Below are 17,036 nucleotides of genomic sequence, written 5' to 3'. Positions count from 1 at the left end.
TCTTTTTAGAGACGGCATTTGTTTGTTATTCAGAATTAGATAGTTTATTTACGAGTTATCTGTAGCAGGTGGAGTATTTTCCAGGCGATTATAAGCTTTAAAAGCCGAAATTGCGGATATAACACCACCGACTAAAAATAAAGCTGATCCACTGACCAAAATGATACGACTGACATACGTTTCACGTGCTTCTTCAACTTCTTCTTGTAGCACTGTTGGCATTTGAAATCCCCCCTAAACAATATTTATTTTGTAGATAGTATATACAAACGCCTAAAATATGTTAAAATCACTGGATAGTGTTATGAGGAGGTGTATAGTTACATGTGAATGATTTGAAAAATCTTCATTATAAATTTATGCTAACTTCACATAGAGCACATATTAACATTGTATTATGTATATGTACCAAATAAATAAAGTGAATTGTATTACGTTCTGTTTTCAAAAATTTAAAATTCTATTATTTTCATATAAAGGTTTTCTGTCAGAGTTTTAAAAATTTTGGAAATAGATCAAAATAAAAGGAATTCATATAAAAGGGGAATGTCTTATGACAACATATACGAGTGAAATGAGAAAAAGTTTAGTTTCAGAAGAAGATGTAGATATTTTAAAAATTATGGCGCACCCAATCCGTTTACAAATTGTAAATGAATTAAGTACGAGAAAAACTTGTAATGTAACTCAATTAACAGAATTACTAAATATTCCACAATCGACTGTTTCGCAACATTTATCAAAAATGAAGGGCAAAGTGTTACGAGCTGAGCGAAGAGGTTTAGAAATTTATTATCACATTAATAATTTAAAAGCGAGTAAGATTGTAAGTGTTTTAGGATATATAAATTAATGAAGTATTTTCATATAAAATAGCCGCTGCTGGTGAGCAGGGGCTATTTTGTGTTGCTTTATCCCGCGTTAACGGACAGTTGATCTCCCACCTCAAAATTCAGTTGGAGCAAAGAAGTTAGGTGGGAGATCAACTGTCCGTAAACGTCCGATTGGTTCAACTAATAATCAGTGGGGGATGAACAAAACCCCCACTGATTAAAGTTTCACTTTATGTATTCGTATTTAATATTTTATAGTTTTTATGATTTACAATTGTTCGTTCAAATTCAAAAGTACCACCGCTTACATTTGTAATTTCAACTAAGACCGATTCAGTATAAAGCTTTAGTACAGATCCTGTAATCTTTAAATTGTTTCGTTGAAAAAGTATAGTATCCCCTACGTTTGCTTTCATAGTACCTCCTCATTAAAGACAGAAATATTTTTTATTATATATATTAAACCACGTAAAGGGATATTAGTGAATATTTAGTTTTATTTATCAAAGAAATATTTGTTGTCTATGTGTGCAGAATGAAAAGAAGTTTTAGCAAGACGTATTAAACTGCTTTTATTATGATGGAATTTGTAGAGCCAATTATTACATTTGAAGAAACAATTATAAACGTATAAAGAAAGTCAGGTCTATGAATTAATCTAATAAAACCGTCTCTTTAATTAATATTAAAGAGACGGTTTTATTGTTTTACTATTTAAAAAAGGATTCAAAAACATATGTAAATCGAACTTATACAAAACAATTTAAATAATTATTACGTATTTAAAAAGCTATTTTTTGTATTTCGTTCTTCGTTTTCTGTAACTGATTCCATGTTTTTGACGCTCTGTCTTGTAAGTGCTTACATAAATAGAAACATCTTATACAATGAAGGTGTTAAATCAAAAGAGGTGACCAAAATGAATATAAAAAAACAAAATTTAGCGAAAAGCATTGAAATAGAAAGAGGAGGCGGAAAGGTATGAAAAAATCAACTGTTAATCCATGGCTTGTTGTCCTTGGCACAGTCATCGTACAAATGGGGCTTGGAACAATATATACGTGGAGTTTATTCAATCAGCCTTTAGTTAGTAAATACGGTTGGAGCCTTAACGCAGTTGCTATAACTTTCTCAATTACTAGTCTTTCCTTAGCATTTTCAACTTTATTTGCAAGTAAATTGCAAGAAAAATGGGGACTTCGTAAGCTTATTATAATAGCTGGACTAGCATTAGGACTAGGATTAGTACTTAGTTCACAAGCTTCCTCATTAATTTTGCTTTATGTACTAGCGGGAGTTGTTGTAGGTTATGCAGATGGTACAGCATATATCACTTCATTATCCAATTTAATAAAGTGGTTTCCAGAGCGTAAAGGTTTAATTGCTGGAATTTCTGTCTCTGCATATGGTTCAGGTAGTTTAATCTTTAAATACGTTAACGCACAGTTAATCGAATCAGTTGGTGTATCCCAAGCATTTATATACTGGGGTTTAATTGTTACAGCTATGATTGTCATTGGAGCTTGTTTAATCCATCAAGCTGCTGATCAAGTTGCAGTTCATGAAACAAAAACTCATGAGTACACAACGAAAGAAATGTTACGTACAAAACAAGTATACTTATTATTTATTATGTTATTTACATCATGTATGAGTGGCTTATACTTAATTGGTATGGTAAAAGACATTGGTGTTCAACTTGTAGGGCTTAGCGCAGCGACAGCAGCTAATGCGGTGGCTATGGTTGCAATATTCAACACTTTAGGTCGTATTATTCTAGGGCCTTTATCAGATAAAATTGGTCGTTTGAAAATCGTTACCGGTACTTTTGTTGTTATGGCGAGTTCAGTATTAGTTCTAAGTTTTGTAGATTTAAATTACGGTATTTACTTCGTATGTGTAGCAAGTGTAGCATTTTGCTTTGGTGGAAATATTACTATTTTCCCAGCTATTGTCGGTGATTTCTTCGGTATGAAAAACCATAGTAAAAATTACGGAATTGTGTATCAAGGATTTGGATTCGGAGCGCTTGCAGGTTCCTTTATCGGTGCACTTCTAGGTGGATTCAAACCAACCTTCATGGTGATTGGGGTATTATGTGTCGTGTCATTCATTATCGCAATTTTAATTCAAGCACCTAAACAGAAAAAAGAACAAGAAGAATATCGCAGCGTAGCATAAGTATATAAATCTTCTATAACACTATGATTACGAAAAAGCATCCTGTTAAATAGGGTGCTTTTTTGAATTATTTTAAGGGGGTTATATAATTTTTTCGGTTTTTTTGAGACAAAAAAGGGAGTGGAATTGTTATTTGGATTATATTCGAAATACATATTAAATCTTAAATTATTAACAAGACATACATTGATAATTGCAAGATATATTTTCAGAAAAATATTGAGAAAGTATATACTTGAGTTTTTCATAAAGCATTATAAATAAACGTATCTATAGTTTATCTTCTTCAATTTTTACAAAGAGGAGTATGAATTAAAGTATTAATGTAAGTACTTATTAATACTTTTAGATGTAATTGTATTGAAAATTACTAAAATATTTTATCTGAAAAATAAAAATAGGTTGACAAGTTTATTGAGAAAGATTATCATTTCGATGTAATGATATTAAATGAAAAACATTATCAATGAATAGTATTTTGTTGAAAAGTACACTTGACCAATTAGTTTAGTAAGTGTATTATTTTTTACATCGATAATGATAATCATTATCATTATTTGTTTGATTAGATTATATTTCAAATGAAAGGATAGAGGAAATGAACTTAGGGGAATTTGATGGGAAAACGGTTTTAGTAACAGGTGCAGCCCAAGGTATAGGTAGTGTTGTTGCCAAAATGTTTTTAGAAAGAGGAGCTACAGTTATTGCGGTTGATCAAAATGAAGAGGGATTAAACAAACTCTTAAATGAAACACATATGAAAACGTTTTGCTTAGATGTAAGTGATAGTACAGCAGTTGAACAGATGGTAAATGATATTGAAAATGAAATAGCACCGATAGATATATTAGTAAATGTTGCAGGGGTTTTACGTATGGGAGCGATTCACTCTTTAAGTGATGAAGATTGGGATAAAACATTCTCTGTAAATTCTACAGGCGTTTTCTATATGTCCCGAGCAGTAAGTAAACGTATGATGCAAAGAAAGTCAGGGGCAATTGTTACAGTTGGTTCAAATGCAGCAAATACTCCGAGAATGGAGATGGCTGCGTATGCTGCATCAAAAGCTGCAACGACGATGTTTATGAAGTGTTTAGGATTAGAACTTGCAGAGTACAGCATTCGTTGTAACTTAGTTTCTCCAGGTTCAACTGAAACTGAAATGCAAAGGTTACTATGGACTGATGAGAATGGAGCAAAAAATATAATAGCAGGTACTCAAAGTACATATAGACTCGGTATACCGTTACAAAAAATTGCAAAGCCTTCAGAAATTGCTGAAGCGGTATTGTTTTTAGCTTCAGATAAAGCGAGTCATATTACAATGCACAATTTATGTGTCGATGGCGGAGCTACATTAGGAGTTTAATAAAAAATTTAGGGGGTTACTATACTATGAATGAATTTACGGCTGTAAAGGAACTGTCAGAAAAATTACTAGAAAATTATAAGACTGAATCTTCATTCTTTTTTGCTTCACCAACGCGAACAATATTGACAGAAGGAGAGTCTACTGTAGTAAAGCATCGTGAAATTGAAAGTTTTCCAGAGTTTGTGCAAGCAGAATTACGTAATGCAAAACAAGCAGGAAATCCGAATCCTATCGTTGTAGGTGCTTTGCCATTTGATTGTAGAAAAGAAGTTCAACTTATCATCCCAGAATATAGCAGAATTTCTGATCGTTTACAATTGGATACAACAAATCAGCTTGAAACAAACGCGAACTTAACTATTGAAATGACGCCTGTACCAGAACCTGAAGTGTATATGAATGGTGTGAAGCAAGGGATCAAAAAAATACAGGACGGGGATTTAAAGAAAATCGTTCTATCCAGATCGTTAGATGTTAAATCTTCTGAAAAGATTGATAAGAAAAAACTTCTTCGAGAATTAGCAGAGCATAATAAGCACGGTTATACATTTGCTGTGAACTTATCGAAAGATGAAAACGAGAATAGTAAGACGTTAATTGGAGCAAGCCCTGAATTACTTGTTTCACGTAATGGTATGCAAGTTATTTCTAATCCGTTAGCTGGTTCAAGACCACGTAGTGAGGATCAAGTTGAAGATAAAAGAAGAGCAGAGGAATTGCTTTCTTCTCCAAAAGATTTACATGAACATGCGGTAGTAGTAGAAGCAGTTGCTGCAGCGCTTCGTCCGTACTGTCATACATTACATGTTCCGGAAAAGCCATCTGTTATTCATAGTGAAGCGATGTGGCATTTGTCTACTGAAGTGAAAGGTGAACTAAAGAATCCAAATACTACTTCTTTGGAATTAGCAATTGCTCTTCACCCTACGCCAGCAGTTTGCGGAACGCCGATGGAAGAAGCGAGAGAGGCGATTCAAAAAATTGAGCCATTTGACCGTGAATTCTTTACAGGCATGCTAGGATGGAGCGACTTAAATGGAGATGGTGAATGGATTGTTACAATACGCTGTGCTGAAGTGCAAGAAAATACACTCCGATTATTTGCAGGAGCGGGAGTTGTTGCTGAATCAAAATCAGAAGATGAGTTAGCAGAAACATCAGCTAAGTTCCAAACAATGCTGAAGGCTCTAGGGTTAAGTGAAAATTAACTGAATGAAAAATAGGGGGAAGAAAGAATGTTAACAGGTTATACAAAGTGGCCAAAAGAATTTGCGGATCGTTATCGAGAAGAAGGGTGTTGGCTTGGTGAAACATTTGGTGGGATGTTAAGAGAGCGGGCTGAAAAATATGGCGATCAAATTGCAGTTGTAAGTGGTAATACGCATATTACGTATAATCAGCTTGATAAAAAAGTAGATCGCTTAGCTTCAGGTTTATTGAATTTAGGAATAAAGCAAGAGGATCGAGTTGTAATCCAGCTACCTAACGTTATTGAGTTTTTCGAAGTATGTTTTGCGTTATTTCGAATTGGGGCACTTCCTGTTTTTGCATTACCTTCACATCGAAGCAGTGAAATTAGTTATTTTTGTGAGTTTGGTGAGGCGAGTGCTTACGTTATTTCAGATAAGGCTCTCGGTTTTGATTATCGAAAACTAGCAAGAGAAGTGAAAGAGAAAGTACCAACTTTACAACATGTAATTGTTGTGGGAGAAGAAGAAGAATTTGTGAACATAAGTGATTTATATATAGATCCCGTTCCATTACCAGAAGTTCAGCCAAGTGATGTTGCGTTTCTCCAATTATCAGGGGGGACAACGGGACTTTCTAAATTAATTCCTCGAACACATGATGATTATATATATAGTTTACGTGTTAGTGCTGAAATTTGTAATTTGAATACAGAGAGCGTCTATATGGCAGTTCTTCCGGTAGCACATAATTACCCGATGAGTTCTCCTGGAACATTTGGAACTTTTTATGCGGGTGGAAAAGTTGTGCTGGCAACTGGAGGTAGTCCAGATGAGGCATTTGCACTTATTGAAAAAGAAAAAGTTACGATTACTGCTCTCGTTCCACCATTAGCAATGATATGGCTTGATGCTGCCTCTTCACGTAATAACGATTTATCGAGTCTAGAAGTAATTCAAGTAGGTGGTGCGAAATTTAGTGCCGAAGTTGCAAAACGTATACGCCCTACATTTGGATGTACATTACAGCAAGTATTCGGTATGGCGGAAGGATTAGTGAACTATACAAGATTAGATGATCCTGAAGAAGTTATTATTCATACACAAGGTAGACCAATGTCTGCACTCGATGAAGTACGAGTTGTTGATGAAAATGACAACGATGTAAAACCGGGCGAAGTAGGTAGTTTATTAACGCGAGGTCCATATACAATTCGTGGTTACTATAAAGCCGAAGAGCATAATGCACGATCATTTACAAAGGATGGATTTTATCGCACAGGTGATCTTGTAAAAGTAAATGAACAAGGATACATCCTTGTAGAAGGAAGAGATAAAGATCAAATTAACCGTGGTGGTGAGAAAGTTGCTGCGGAAGAAGTTGAAAATCATCTATTAGCACACGATGCGGTCCATGACGTAGCAATTGTATCTATGCCTGACGATTATTTAGGTGAACGCACCTGTGCTTTTGTTATAGCTCGCGGACAAGTTCCGGCAGTAAGTGAATTAAAAATGTTTTTAAGAGAACGTGGTATAGCTGCTTATAAAATTCCAGATCGAATTGAATTTATTGAATCATTCCCGCAAACAGGAGTCGGAAAAGTCAGTAAAAAAGAACTACGTAAAGTCATTGCTGAAAAACTTATTACAGTAAAACAATAATAAAAACCGGAAGGAAGTGATTAGATGGCTATCCCATCTATTTCAGTATATAAAATGCCAATTGAATCAGAACTACCAAAAAATAAAGTGAATTGGATACCAGATCCGAAACGTGCAGTACTTTTAATTCATGACATGCAAGAATATTTTCTTGATGCATATAGCGATAAAGAATCACCAAAAGTAGAACTTATTTCAAATATTAAAATGATAAGAGAAAAATGTAAGGAACGTGGTATACCAGTTGTTTATACAGCGCAACCTGGTGGGCAAACGTTAGAACAACGAGGTTTATTACAAGACTTTTGGGGTGACGGTATTCCTGCTGGACCAGATAAAAAGAAAATTGTTGATGAACTTACTCCTGATGAGGATGATATATTCCTAACAAAATGGAGATATAGTGCATTTAAAAAGACAAATCTATTAGAAATTTTAAATGAACAAGGAAGAGATCAACTCATTATTTGCGGTATTTATGCGCATATTGGCTGCCTTTTAACAGCTTGTGAAGCATTTATGGATGGTATAGAGCCGTTCTTTGTAGCAGACGCAGTTGCTGATTTTTCACTAGAGCATCATAAACAAGCATTGGAGTATGCATCTAATAGATGTGCAGTAACGACATCAACAAACCTACTGTTAAACAATTTAAAAAGTGTAAAAGGTGAAGAGAGTGAAGGGGTCACTATACAGGAAGTGCATGAACTAGTTGCACAACTACTTCGTGAGCCAGTAGAGAGTATTGATATTGATGAGGACTTATTAAATAGAGGGCTTGATTCGGTCAGAATTATGAGTTTAGTAGAAAAGTGGCGTCGTGAAGGGAAAGAAATCACTTTTGCAGATTTAGCAGAACGTCCAACTGTTGCGGGTTGGTACAGTTTACTATCTTCACAAACAGCACAGGTGCTGTAACAAATAGACTACATAATAAAGGGGTAGTAAAGAATGCCTAACAGTCAAAAGATTCGTCATTCATTATCATCTGCGCAGTCTGGTATGTGGTTTGCGCAACAATTAGATCCGCTTAATCCAATTTATAATACTGGGGAATATGTAGAAATAAACGGAAATATTCATCAAGACATTTTTGAATTAGCTGTACGTAAAGTTGTAATGGAAGCGGAAGCACTTCATGTTCGTTTCGAAGAGGATGAAATTGGTCCATGGCAAGTTATTGAAGAATTACAGTTTCATATGCATTTCATTGACGTTCGTAAAGAAAAAAATCCTGAAGAAGCTGCTAAAGTATGGATGAAAAATGATTTATCTATGCCAGTCGATTTGCAAACAGATACATTATTTACTGAGGCACTTATTCAAGTTGAAAATAATCGGTTCTTTTGGTATCAGCGCATCCATCACATTGTGATGGATGGCTATGGATTTTCACTTCTTAGCCAAAAGGTAGCGAAAGAGTATACAACACTTATAGAAGAAACAAATAAGAAAGAGAAGCCATTTGGTTCTTTTGCGGAAATTGTACAAGAAGATATGGAGTATCGTGAGTCTAAACAATTTCAGGAAGATCGTACTTTTTGGTTAGAGAAGTTTGCAGATGAACCAGAAGTTGTAAGTTTAGCAGAACGCGCGCCGAGAACATCAAATGGATTTTTACGAGAAACAGCTTATTTATCCAGTTCTAGCACGAAAACTTTACTAGAAGATATGAATATTTCATTAACAAATTGGCCGGAATTTATTGTCGCTGTAACAAGTATTTATATGCATAAAGTAACAGGTACAAATGATATTGTTTTAGGTTTACCGATGATGGGGCGTCTCGGTTCAGCATCTATTTATACACCGGGTATGGTAATGAATTTAGTGCCACTTCGTCTCACTGTAACTCCAAATATAACTCTTTCGAAATTATTGCAGCAAGTTTCTAAAGAAATCCGAGACGTACGTCGTCATCATAAGTATCGTCATGAAGAATTAAGGAGAGATTTAAAGTTACTAGGTGAAAATCAAAGGTTATTTGGGCCGTTAGTGAATGTAATGCCTTTTGATTATGGGCTTAACTTTGCTGGGAATCGTGGTATTATACATAATTTATCAGCAGGACCAGTCGATGATTTATCGATAAATGTTTATAAACGTTTCGATGAAACTGAGCTAATGATTCATTTTGATGCGAATCCGGAAGTATATAATGGTGCGGAACTAGCATTGCATAAAGAAAGATTTATGAATGTATTAGAATTACTGATAAATGATTATGAAAAAGATGCGTCGATTGGAAGCATAAACATTACTCTTCCTGAAGAAAATCATAAAGTTTTATTCGAATGGAATGAAACTAAAGAAGCAGAAGAGATAATCTCTCTACCTATATTATTTGAAAAACAAGTACAAAAAAATCCAAATAAAATAGCAGTTACTTGTAACGGAATAAATCTTACGTATAAAGAGCTAAATGAACGGGCGAATGAACTAGCACACTATTTAGTAGAAGAAGGAATAGGGCCAAATCAGTTTGTAGCTTTAGTATTTCCAAGATCAATAGAAATGGTAGTTAGCATGCTAGCAGTTTTAAAGGCTGGTGCAGCATATTTACCAATAGATCCGGAATACCCAGCCGAGCGAATTGATTATATAGTAAATGATGCAAAACCAGTTTGTATCATCACACATTCATCTGTTTCATCAGCTTTAGTTAGAGAAAATGATATGAAAAAAATTGAATTAGATCGCGAAGAAACAGAACTAGCGTTAAAAGCATATTCTCATATGAATCTACCATTTAGAAATGATGAATCACTTTTAAACCCAGCTTATACAATTTATACTTCAGGATCAACAGGAAATCCAAAAGGTGTAATTGTTCCTATGAGAGCTTTAAGTAACTTTTTATTGGCTATGGACGATATGTTTTCATTACATGAAAACGATCATTTATTAGCAGTTACAACATTTGCGTTTGATATTTCAGCTCTTGAAATTTATTTACCTCTTATTAGTGGGGCAAGTATAACAATTGCTCAAAAAGAGGTAATTCAAGAACCTTCAGCGTTAACGGCATTGTTACAAGAAGAAAGAGTGACAATTATGCAAGCTACACCGACGCTCTGGCAGGCGTTAGTAACGGAATATCGAGAGAGGCTACAAGGACTGAATGTGCTCATTGGTGGCGAAGCTCTTCCAGCCAATTTAGCAAATACATTAAAAGAATTAGGTTGCACTATTACAAACTTGTATGGACCAACTGAAACGACTATTTGGTCTACTGTTATGAACATCGATGAAAGGGAAAGTGGTATACCTCCTATCGGAAAGCCAATTTGGAGTACAGACGTGTATGTACTAGATGAAGGGTTACAACCAGTTCCACCTGGAGTTATTGGTGAATTATATATTGCAGGTGCAGGACTTGCAAGTGGATATTTAGGAAAACCAGAGTTAACGGTTGAACGGTTTGTTGCAAATCCTTATGGAGAGCGAGGAGAGCGCATGTACCGTACTGGCGATCTTGTAAAATGGCGCAATGATGGTGTGCTAGAATACGTGAGCCGAGCAGATCATCAAATAAAAATCCGTGGTTTCCGAATTGAATTAGCTGAAATTGAAATGGCATTACAACGCCATGAAAATATTAAGCAAGCAGTAGTAATGGTACGAGAAGACCGTCCAAATGATAAACGAATCATCGCGTATATCGTTGCCGAAGAGAAGGAAACGATTCATCTTTCAGAAATTCGTTCTTATATTTCAGAAAGTTTAGCGAATTACATGGTGCCATCCGCATTTGTGTCGCTAGAAGAATTACCATTAACACCAAATGGAAAGGTTGATAGAAAGAAATTACCTGCTCCTGATTTTAATGGAATGAACAATGAGAGAGTTGCTAGAAATCCGAAAGAAGAAATATTATGTGATTTATTTGCAGAAGTACTTGGTGTTTCTCGTATTAGCATAGACGATAATTTCTTTGAAATGGGTGGCCATTCGCTTCTTGCATCGCGTTTAATGACAAGAATTCGTGAAACGTTAAGTGTTGAATTAGGAATTGGAAAACTATTTGAATCGCCAACTGTTGCTGAACTAGCGAAGCAATTGGGGCAAGCCAAAAATGCTAGACCAGCTATTAAGAAAGTAAGTAGACCAAGTGAAGTTCCGCTTTCATTTGCACAGCGTAGGTTATGGTTCTTACATTGTTTAGAAGGTCCAAGCCCTACTTATAATATCCCGTTAGTCATTCGTTTGTCTGGAAAGTTGAATGAGGACGCATTACAAGGTGCCTTTTATGATGTAGTCGAGAAACATGAAACACTGAGAACAATTTTCCCTAACATATTAGGTAGTTCCTATCAGAAAATTTTAGATATGGAAGATTTAAATCTAGAAATGATTAAAACAAAAATATGTAAAGAGAAATTAGAAAGTGTGCTTGCAGAGGCGGTAAGATATAGCTTCAACCTTGATGTTGAGCCAGCAGTTCGTTTGCAACTATTTACAGTGAATGAAGACGAACATGTATTGCTAATTTTATTGCACCATATTGTAGGGGATGGCTGGTCATTACAACCGTTAACGAGAGACTTTACAACGGCATATAAAGCACGATGTCAAGGTGACAGCGTACAGATGGAAACACTTCCAGTTCAATACGCAGATTATGCACTTTGGCAACAGCAATTACTTGGTGATGAAACTACACCAGAAAGTCTCATTTCAACACAATTAGATTTTTGGAAGAAGGAGCTAGAAGGTTTACCGGACAAAATGGAGTTACCTACAGATTACCAGCGTCCAGTTGAAACGAGTTACCGCGGAGAAACAATTCATTTTCATATAGATGCAGGTATGCATAGTAGGTTAGTAGAGCTTGCACGGAAAAATGGAGTTAGTTTGTTTATGGTACTGCAAGCAGGACTAAGTGCGCTATTTACAAGATTAGGTGCAGGTACCGATATACCAATCGGTAGTCCGATTGCTGGAAGAAATGATGATGCTCTCTCTGACATAGTCGGTTTATTTGTAAATACATTAGTGTTACGTACAAATACATCAGGAGATCCAAGCTTTAAAGAATTATTAAATAGAGTGAAGCAAACAAATCTTGTAGCTTATGAAAATCAAGATGTACCATTTGAACGACTTGTTGAAGTATTAAATCCAGTACGTACTCGAAATAGTCATCCGCTGTTTCAAGTTATGTTTGCTTTCCAAAATACTCCAGAAGCAACCTTTGATGCTCCGGATATAGAAGCGAGCCTTGAAATTCAAAGCGTTGGCTCTGCGAAATTTGATTTAACATTTGAAATTAGCGAGAGTAACGGAGTTGATGGTACTCCAAACGGCTTACATGGATTGTTAGAGTTTAGTACTGATTTATATAAACGTGAAACTGTACAAAAATTAATAGAACGATATATTTTATTATTAGATGATGCAGCGGAGAATCCTGATCAATCAATTGGTAGATTAGAAATATTAACGTTACCAGAGAAAAATACAGTGTTAGAAAAGTGGAATGGTGGTTTTCAAATTGTACCAGAAATGACATTGTCGCAATTATTTGAAAAGCAAGTTCATATAAATCCAAATTCTATTGCTGTCGTCTTTAAAGATGAAAAGTTAACTTATGAAGAGTTAAATAAAAAAGCGAATAAAATAGCTCGTTTGCTAATAGCAAAAGGAATTGGTCCCGATCAACTCGTTGCTTTAGCAATGCCAAGATCTTTAAATATGGTTGTGAGTTTACTTGCGGTTCTTAAAGCAGGAGCAGGTTATCTTCCATTGGATCCAGATTACCCGTCTGATCGTATTTCATTTATGCTCCACGATGCGAAACCATCCTGTGTTTTAACAAATTTAGATGTGGAAGTTGAATGTGATGAGGAACTGAAAATTTTAGTTGATGATGTAAAAGTAATAGAAGAAATTGAGAAATATAGTGAAGACAATATTGATGAAATGGAGCGCTTGAAACCATTAACTCCTTCACATATTGCTTACGTTATTTATACATCAGGTTCAACAGGTAGACCGAAAGGCGTTATGATACCTCATCAAAACGTGGTAAGACTTTTAGGAGCAACTGATCATTGGTTCCAATTTGACGCAGACGATGTGTGGACGATGTTCCATTCATACGCTTTTGATTTCTCAGTTTGGGAAATTTGGGGACCTTTATTATATGGAGGACGTTTAGTCGTAGTGCCACATAGTGTGAGTCGCTCACCGAAAGAATTTTTACAGCTTCTTGTTAAAGAAAAGGTAACTGTTTTAAACCAAACTCCATCAGCGTTCTATCAATTGATGCAAGCAGATCGTGAAAATGAAGAGATTGGCCAAAAATTATTTTTACGATATGTTGTTTTTGGAGGAGAAGCACTTGAGCTAAGTCGCTTAGAAGATTGGTATAGTCGACATTCTCATAATGCACCAAAGCTTATTAATATGTACGGTATTACGGAGACGACAGTACATGTTAGTTATATTGAATTAGACGAAACTATCGTCTCTTTACGAGCAAACAGTTTAATTGGGTGTAGTATACCTGATCTTAAAGTGTATGTGTTAGACAACTATTTACAACCCGTGCCACCAGGAGTAGTTGGAGAAATGTATGTTGCAGGCGCAGGGCTTGCTCGTGGATATTTAGGAAGAGCAGGTTTAACTGCAGAACGTTTTATTGCAGATCCATTTGGCAAGCCAGGTACAAGAATGTATCGTACTGGAGACTTAGCACGTTGGCGTCAAGATGGGACGCTAGATTATATAGGACGCGCAGATCACCAAATAAAAATTCGCGGATTCCGAATTGAATTAGGAGAAATAGAAGCGGTAATAATGAAACACCCTAAAGTTGAGCAAGTAGCGGTTATTGTACGGGAAGATCAACCAGGAGATAAACGATTGGTTTCTTATATCGTCGCATCAAATAATGAAATGATTGATACGAATGAAATGCGTAAGTATGCTGGAGATAGTTTACCAGATTACATGGTTCCATACGCTTTTGTAGTAGTAAATGAGTTGCCTTTAACTCCAAACGGTAAATTAGATAGAAAGGCATTGCCAGCCCCAGAATTTATCGCATCATCTTCTAGTCGTGGACCAAGAACACCGCAAGAAGAAATGTTATGTGACTTGTTTACAGAAGTACTAAGTGTACCTCAAATTGGAATTGATGACGGATTCTTTGATCTAGGTGGCCATTCACTTCTTGCAGTGCAGCTTATGAGCCGTATTAAAGAAGCGCTTGGGGTAGAATTAAATATCGGAACTTTATTTGCAGCACCTACTGTTGCAGGTCTTGCTGAAAGACTTGAAGTGGGAAATGGACAAAGTGCACTCGATGTGTTGCTTCCATTACGAGCAAGCGGAGACCAATTGCCACTATTTTGTGTACACCCAGCAGGTGGATTAAGTTGGTGCTATGCAGGACTTATGAAATCTTTAGGAACAAATTATCCAATCTACGGTGTCCAAGCACGTGGTATCGCTAAAAATGAAGAACTTCCAAAAAGTTTAGAGGAGATGGCAGCGGATTATTTAAAACACGTTCGTGAAGTACAGCCTCACGGACCATATCGTTTACTCGGTTGGTCACTTGGAGGAAATGTTGTGCATGCAATGGCGGCGCAACTGCAAAATGAAGGGGAAGAAGTAGACTTACTCGTTATGCTAGATTCTTATCCTGGTCACTTTTTACCGAATACGGAAGCACCTACTGAAGAAGAAGCATTAATCGCATTACTTGCTTTAGGGGGATACGATCCAGATAACATGGATGGTAAACCACTTACGATGGAAAGTGCAGTAGAAATACTTCGTAAAGATGGAAGTGCATTAGCAAGTCTTGAAGAAGAGACTATTTTGAATTTGAAAGAAACATATGTAAATTCGGTAGGATTGTTAGGGAAATATGTACCGAAAGTTTATAACGGAGATATTTTATTCTTTAGATCTACTGTTATACCAGACTGGTTTGATCCTATTTCTCCAAATACGTGGCTAAATTATTTAGATGGGCAAATTGTGCAATACGATATTGATTGTAGACATAAAGATTTATGTCAACCAGGACCACTTACAGAAATTGGACAAGTATTAGCGAAATATTTGCAGGATAAGAAAGGGGTAAGTACAGTATGACGAATCCATTTGAAAATGATAATTACACATATAGAGTATTAAAAAATGAGGAGGGCCAGTATTCTCTCTGGCCTGTCTTTCTTGACGTACCTATTGGTTGGAATGTTGTACATGAAGAGGCTAGTAGAAATGATTGTTTACAATATGTTGAAAATAACTGGGAAGATTTGAATCCAAAAAGTAATCATGTGGGCGAAAAAATATTAGTAGGAAAACGATAATGAAGGCAAAAATAAATCCAAAAGTAGTTGTAAGTATCGTATATATAACAGCGATGTTTATGGCTGCGATGGATGCAACAATTGTGAATGTAGCACTCCAAACAATAAGTAAAGAATTACAAGTACCTCCATCTGCAATGGGGACTGTTAATGTTGGGTATTTAGTTAGCTTAGCTGTTTTCCTTCCGATTTCTGGTTGGTTAGGAGATCGCTTCGGTACGAAAAGAGTATTTCTAACCGCTCTTTTCGTATTTACAACTGCGTCTGCATTATGTGGAATAGCGAACGATATTACTTCATTGAATCTTTTTCGCATCATGCAAGGTGCTGGCGGGGGGCTTTTAACACCAGTTGGGATGGCGATGTTATTTCGAACATTTTCACGGGAGGAAAGGCCGAAAATTTCAAGATTTATTGTGTTGCCAATTGCTGTAGCACCGGCAGTAGGACCAATTATTGGCGGTTTTTTTGTAGATCAAATGTCTTGGCGCTGGGCATTTTATATTAATGTACCGTTTGGAATCGTAGCGTTACTGTTCGGTCTACTATTTTTAAAAGAGCATATTGAAAAATCAGCTGGTCGCTTTGATTCTCTTGGTTTTATTCTTTCAACACCAGGATTTTCGATGCTAATCTATGCGCTCAGTCAAGGACCATCAAAAGGATGGGTTTCCCCAGAAATTATAAGTACTGGAATAGCTGGGATTGTATTCATTACATTGTTTATCATTGTTGAACTTAAAGTAAAGCAACCGATGTTAGATTTACGCTTATTAAAAGAACCTGTTTTTAGAAAGATGAGTCTTATTTCATTGTTTTCATCCGCTGGTTTACTAGGAATGTTATTTGTTTTTCCTCTTATGTATCAAAATGTAATAGGAGTTTCCGCATTGGAATCAGGCCTTACGACATTCCCAGAGGCGATTGGGTTAATGATATCGTCACAGATTGTACCATGGTCATATAAGAAATTAGGAGCTCGTAAAGTAATTTCTATTGGGTTAATTTGTACGGCGATTATCTTTGTTTTATTAAGTTTTGTAAATCACGATACGAATCCATGGCAAATACGGGCATTATTGTTTGGCATAGGTATTTTCTTAGGCCAGTCTGTTGGAGCAGTTCAATTTTCTGCATTTAACAATATAGCGCCACCTTCTATGGGGAGAGCAACGACTATATTTAATGTGCAAAATCGATTAGGATCTGCATTAGGAGTTGCTGTTTTAACTAGCATATTATCTGGATTTGGAAGTAATGAAATACAGAATTATACACAGTCAGATTTCATACCATATCAAGCTGCATTAATTGGATCTGCAATATTTTTACTCGTAGCATTACTATTTTCTTTACGTATTTCTGATAAAGAAGTAATGTCAAATAAGAAGAAAAAGCCGTTACCCGTATTACAAAAAGAGAAAGAAGTTGTAAATGAATAAGTTATATCATGATAGTATTCTTTTGG

The 17,036-nt window shown here is 35.8% G+C and carries 11 protein-coding genes; 9 read left to right on the top strand and 2 right to left on the bottom strand.

Features of this window, described 5'->3' with window-relative positions:
* Nucleotides 1–48 precede the first annotated feature (48 nt).
* Nucleotides 49–222 carry a hypothetical protein gene (locus tag Q9B79_RS07055; RefSeq protein ID WP_306183164.1) on the bottom strand — a complete coding sequence of 58 codons (174 nt, stop codon included), beginning with the start codon at nt 220–222 and terminating at the stop codon, nt 49–51.
* 331 nt (nt 223–553) lie between these two features.
* On the opposite strand from Q9B79_RS07055, the gene Q9B79_RS07050 reads away from it, so the two are divergent.
* The gene (locus tag Q9B79_RS07050; protein WP_000214798.1) at nt 554–853 is read left to right on the top strand and encodes an ArsR/SmtB family transcription factor; all 300 of its coding nucleotides are present in this window, start codon (nt 554–556) and stop codon (nt 851–853) included.
* 210 nt (nt 854–1,063) lie between these two features.
* Here the strand turns inward: Q9B79_RS07050 and Q9B79_RS07045 are convergent, their stop codons facing one another.
* Nucleotides 1,064–1,249: a YkvS family protein gene (locus tag Q9B79_RS07045; RefSeq protein WP_000646794.1), complete on the bottom strand. Its 186-nt coding sequence runs from the start codon at nt 1,247–1,249 to the stop codon at nt 1,064–1,066.
* A 565-nt stretch (nt 1,250–1,814) separates the two neighbouring features.
* On the opposite strand from Q9B79_RS07045, the gene Q9B79_RS07040 reads away from it, so the two are divergent.
* The 8 genes from Q9B79_RS07040 to Q9B79_RS07005 all read left to right on the top strand — a co-directional run bounded on the left by Q9B79_RS07040 (nt 1,815) and on the right by Q9B79_RS07005 (nt 17,010).
* On the top strand, nt 1,815–3,014 hold the full coding sequence (locus Q9B79_RS07040; RefSeq protein WP_306183163.1) for an L-lactate MFS transporter: 1,200 nt from the start codon (nt 1,815–1,817) through the stop codon (nt 3,012–3,014).
* 598 nt (nt 3,015–3,612) lie between these two features.
* The gene (dhbA, locus tag Q9B79_RS07035) at nt 3,613–4,383 is read left to right on the top strand and encodes a 2,3-dihydro-2,3-dihydroxybenzoate dehydrogenase (RefSeq protein ID WP_306183162.1); all 771 of its coding nucleotides are present in this window, start codon (nt 3,613–3,615) and stop codon (nt 4,381–4,383) included.
* A 26-nt stretch (nt 4,384–4,409) separates the two neighbouring features.
* On the top strand, nt 4,410–5,594 hold the full coding sequence (dhbC, locus tag Q9B79_RS07030; RefSeq protein ID WP_306183161.1) for an isochorismate synthase DhbC: 1,185 nt from the start codon (nt 4,410–4,412) through the stop codon (nt 5,592–5,594).
* Between the two features lie 27 nt (nt 5,595–5,621).
* Nucleotides 5,622–7,238 (top strand): (2,3-dihydroxybenzoyl)adenylate synthase, encoded by a 1,617-nt coding sequence (locus Q9B79_RS07025; RefSeq protein ID WP_306183160.1) that lies wholly within the window; start codon nt 5,622–5,624, stop codon nt 7,236–7,238.
* 24 nt (nt 7,239–7,262) lie between these two features.
* Nucleotides 7,263–8,156, top strand: a complete 894-nt coding sequence (locus tag Q9B79_RS07020; RefSeq protein WP_306183159.1) for an isochorismatase family protein — start codon at nt 7,263–7,265, stop codon at nt 8,154–8,156.
* Nucleotides 8,157–8,189: 33 nt separating this feature from the next.
* Nucleotides 8,190–15,347, top strand: coding sequence for an amino acid adenylation domain-containing protein (locus tag Q9B79_RS07015; RefSeq protein ID WP_306183158.1), 7,158 nt, complete (start codon nt 8,190–8,192; stop codon nt 15,345–15,347).
* The gene (locus tag Q9B79_RS07010) at nt 15,344–15,568 is read left to right on the top strand and encodes an MbtH family protein (protein WP_306183157.1); all 225 of its coding nucleotides are present in this window, start codon (nt 15,344–15,346) and stop codon (nt 15,566–15,568) included. The genes Q9B79_RS07015 and Q9B79_RS07010 overlap by 4 nt, the downstream gene beginning before the upstream one ends.
* Nucleotides 15,568–17,010 carry an MDR family MFS transporter gene (locus Q9B79_RS07005; protein ID WP_306183156.1) on the top strand — a complete coding sequence of 481 codons (1,443 nt, stop codon included), beginning with the start codon at nt 15,568–15,570 and terminating at the stop codon, nt 17,008–17,010. The genes Q9B79_RS07010 and Q9B79_RS07005 overlap by 1 nt, the downstream gene beginning before the upstream one ends.
* Nucleotides 17,011–17,036: the final 26 nt, after the last annotated feature.

It is taken from the genome of Bacillus sp. MHSD_36 (assembly GCF_030757775.1).
GTDB lineage: Bacteria > Bacillota > Bacilli > Bacillales > Bacillaceae_G > Bacillus_A.
Note: the sequence above shows the minus strand (reverse complement) of the source record. Positions and strands in the feature narration are given on the sequence as shown.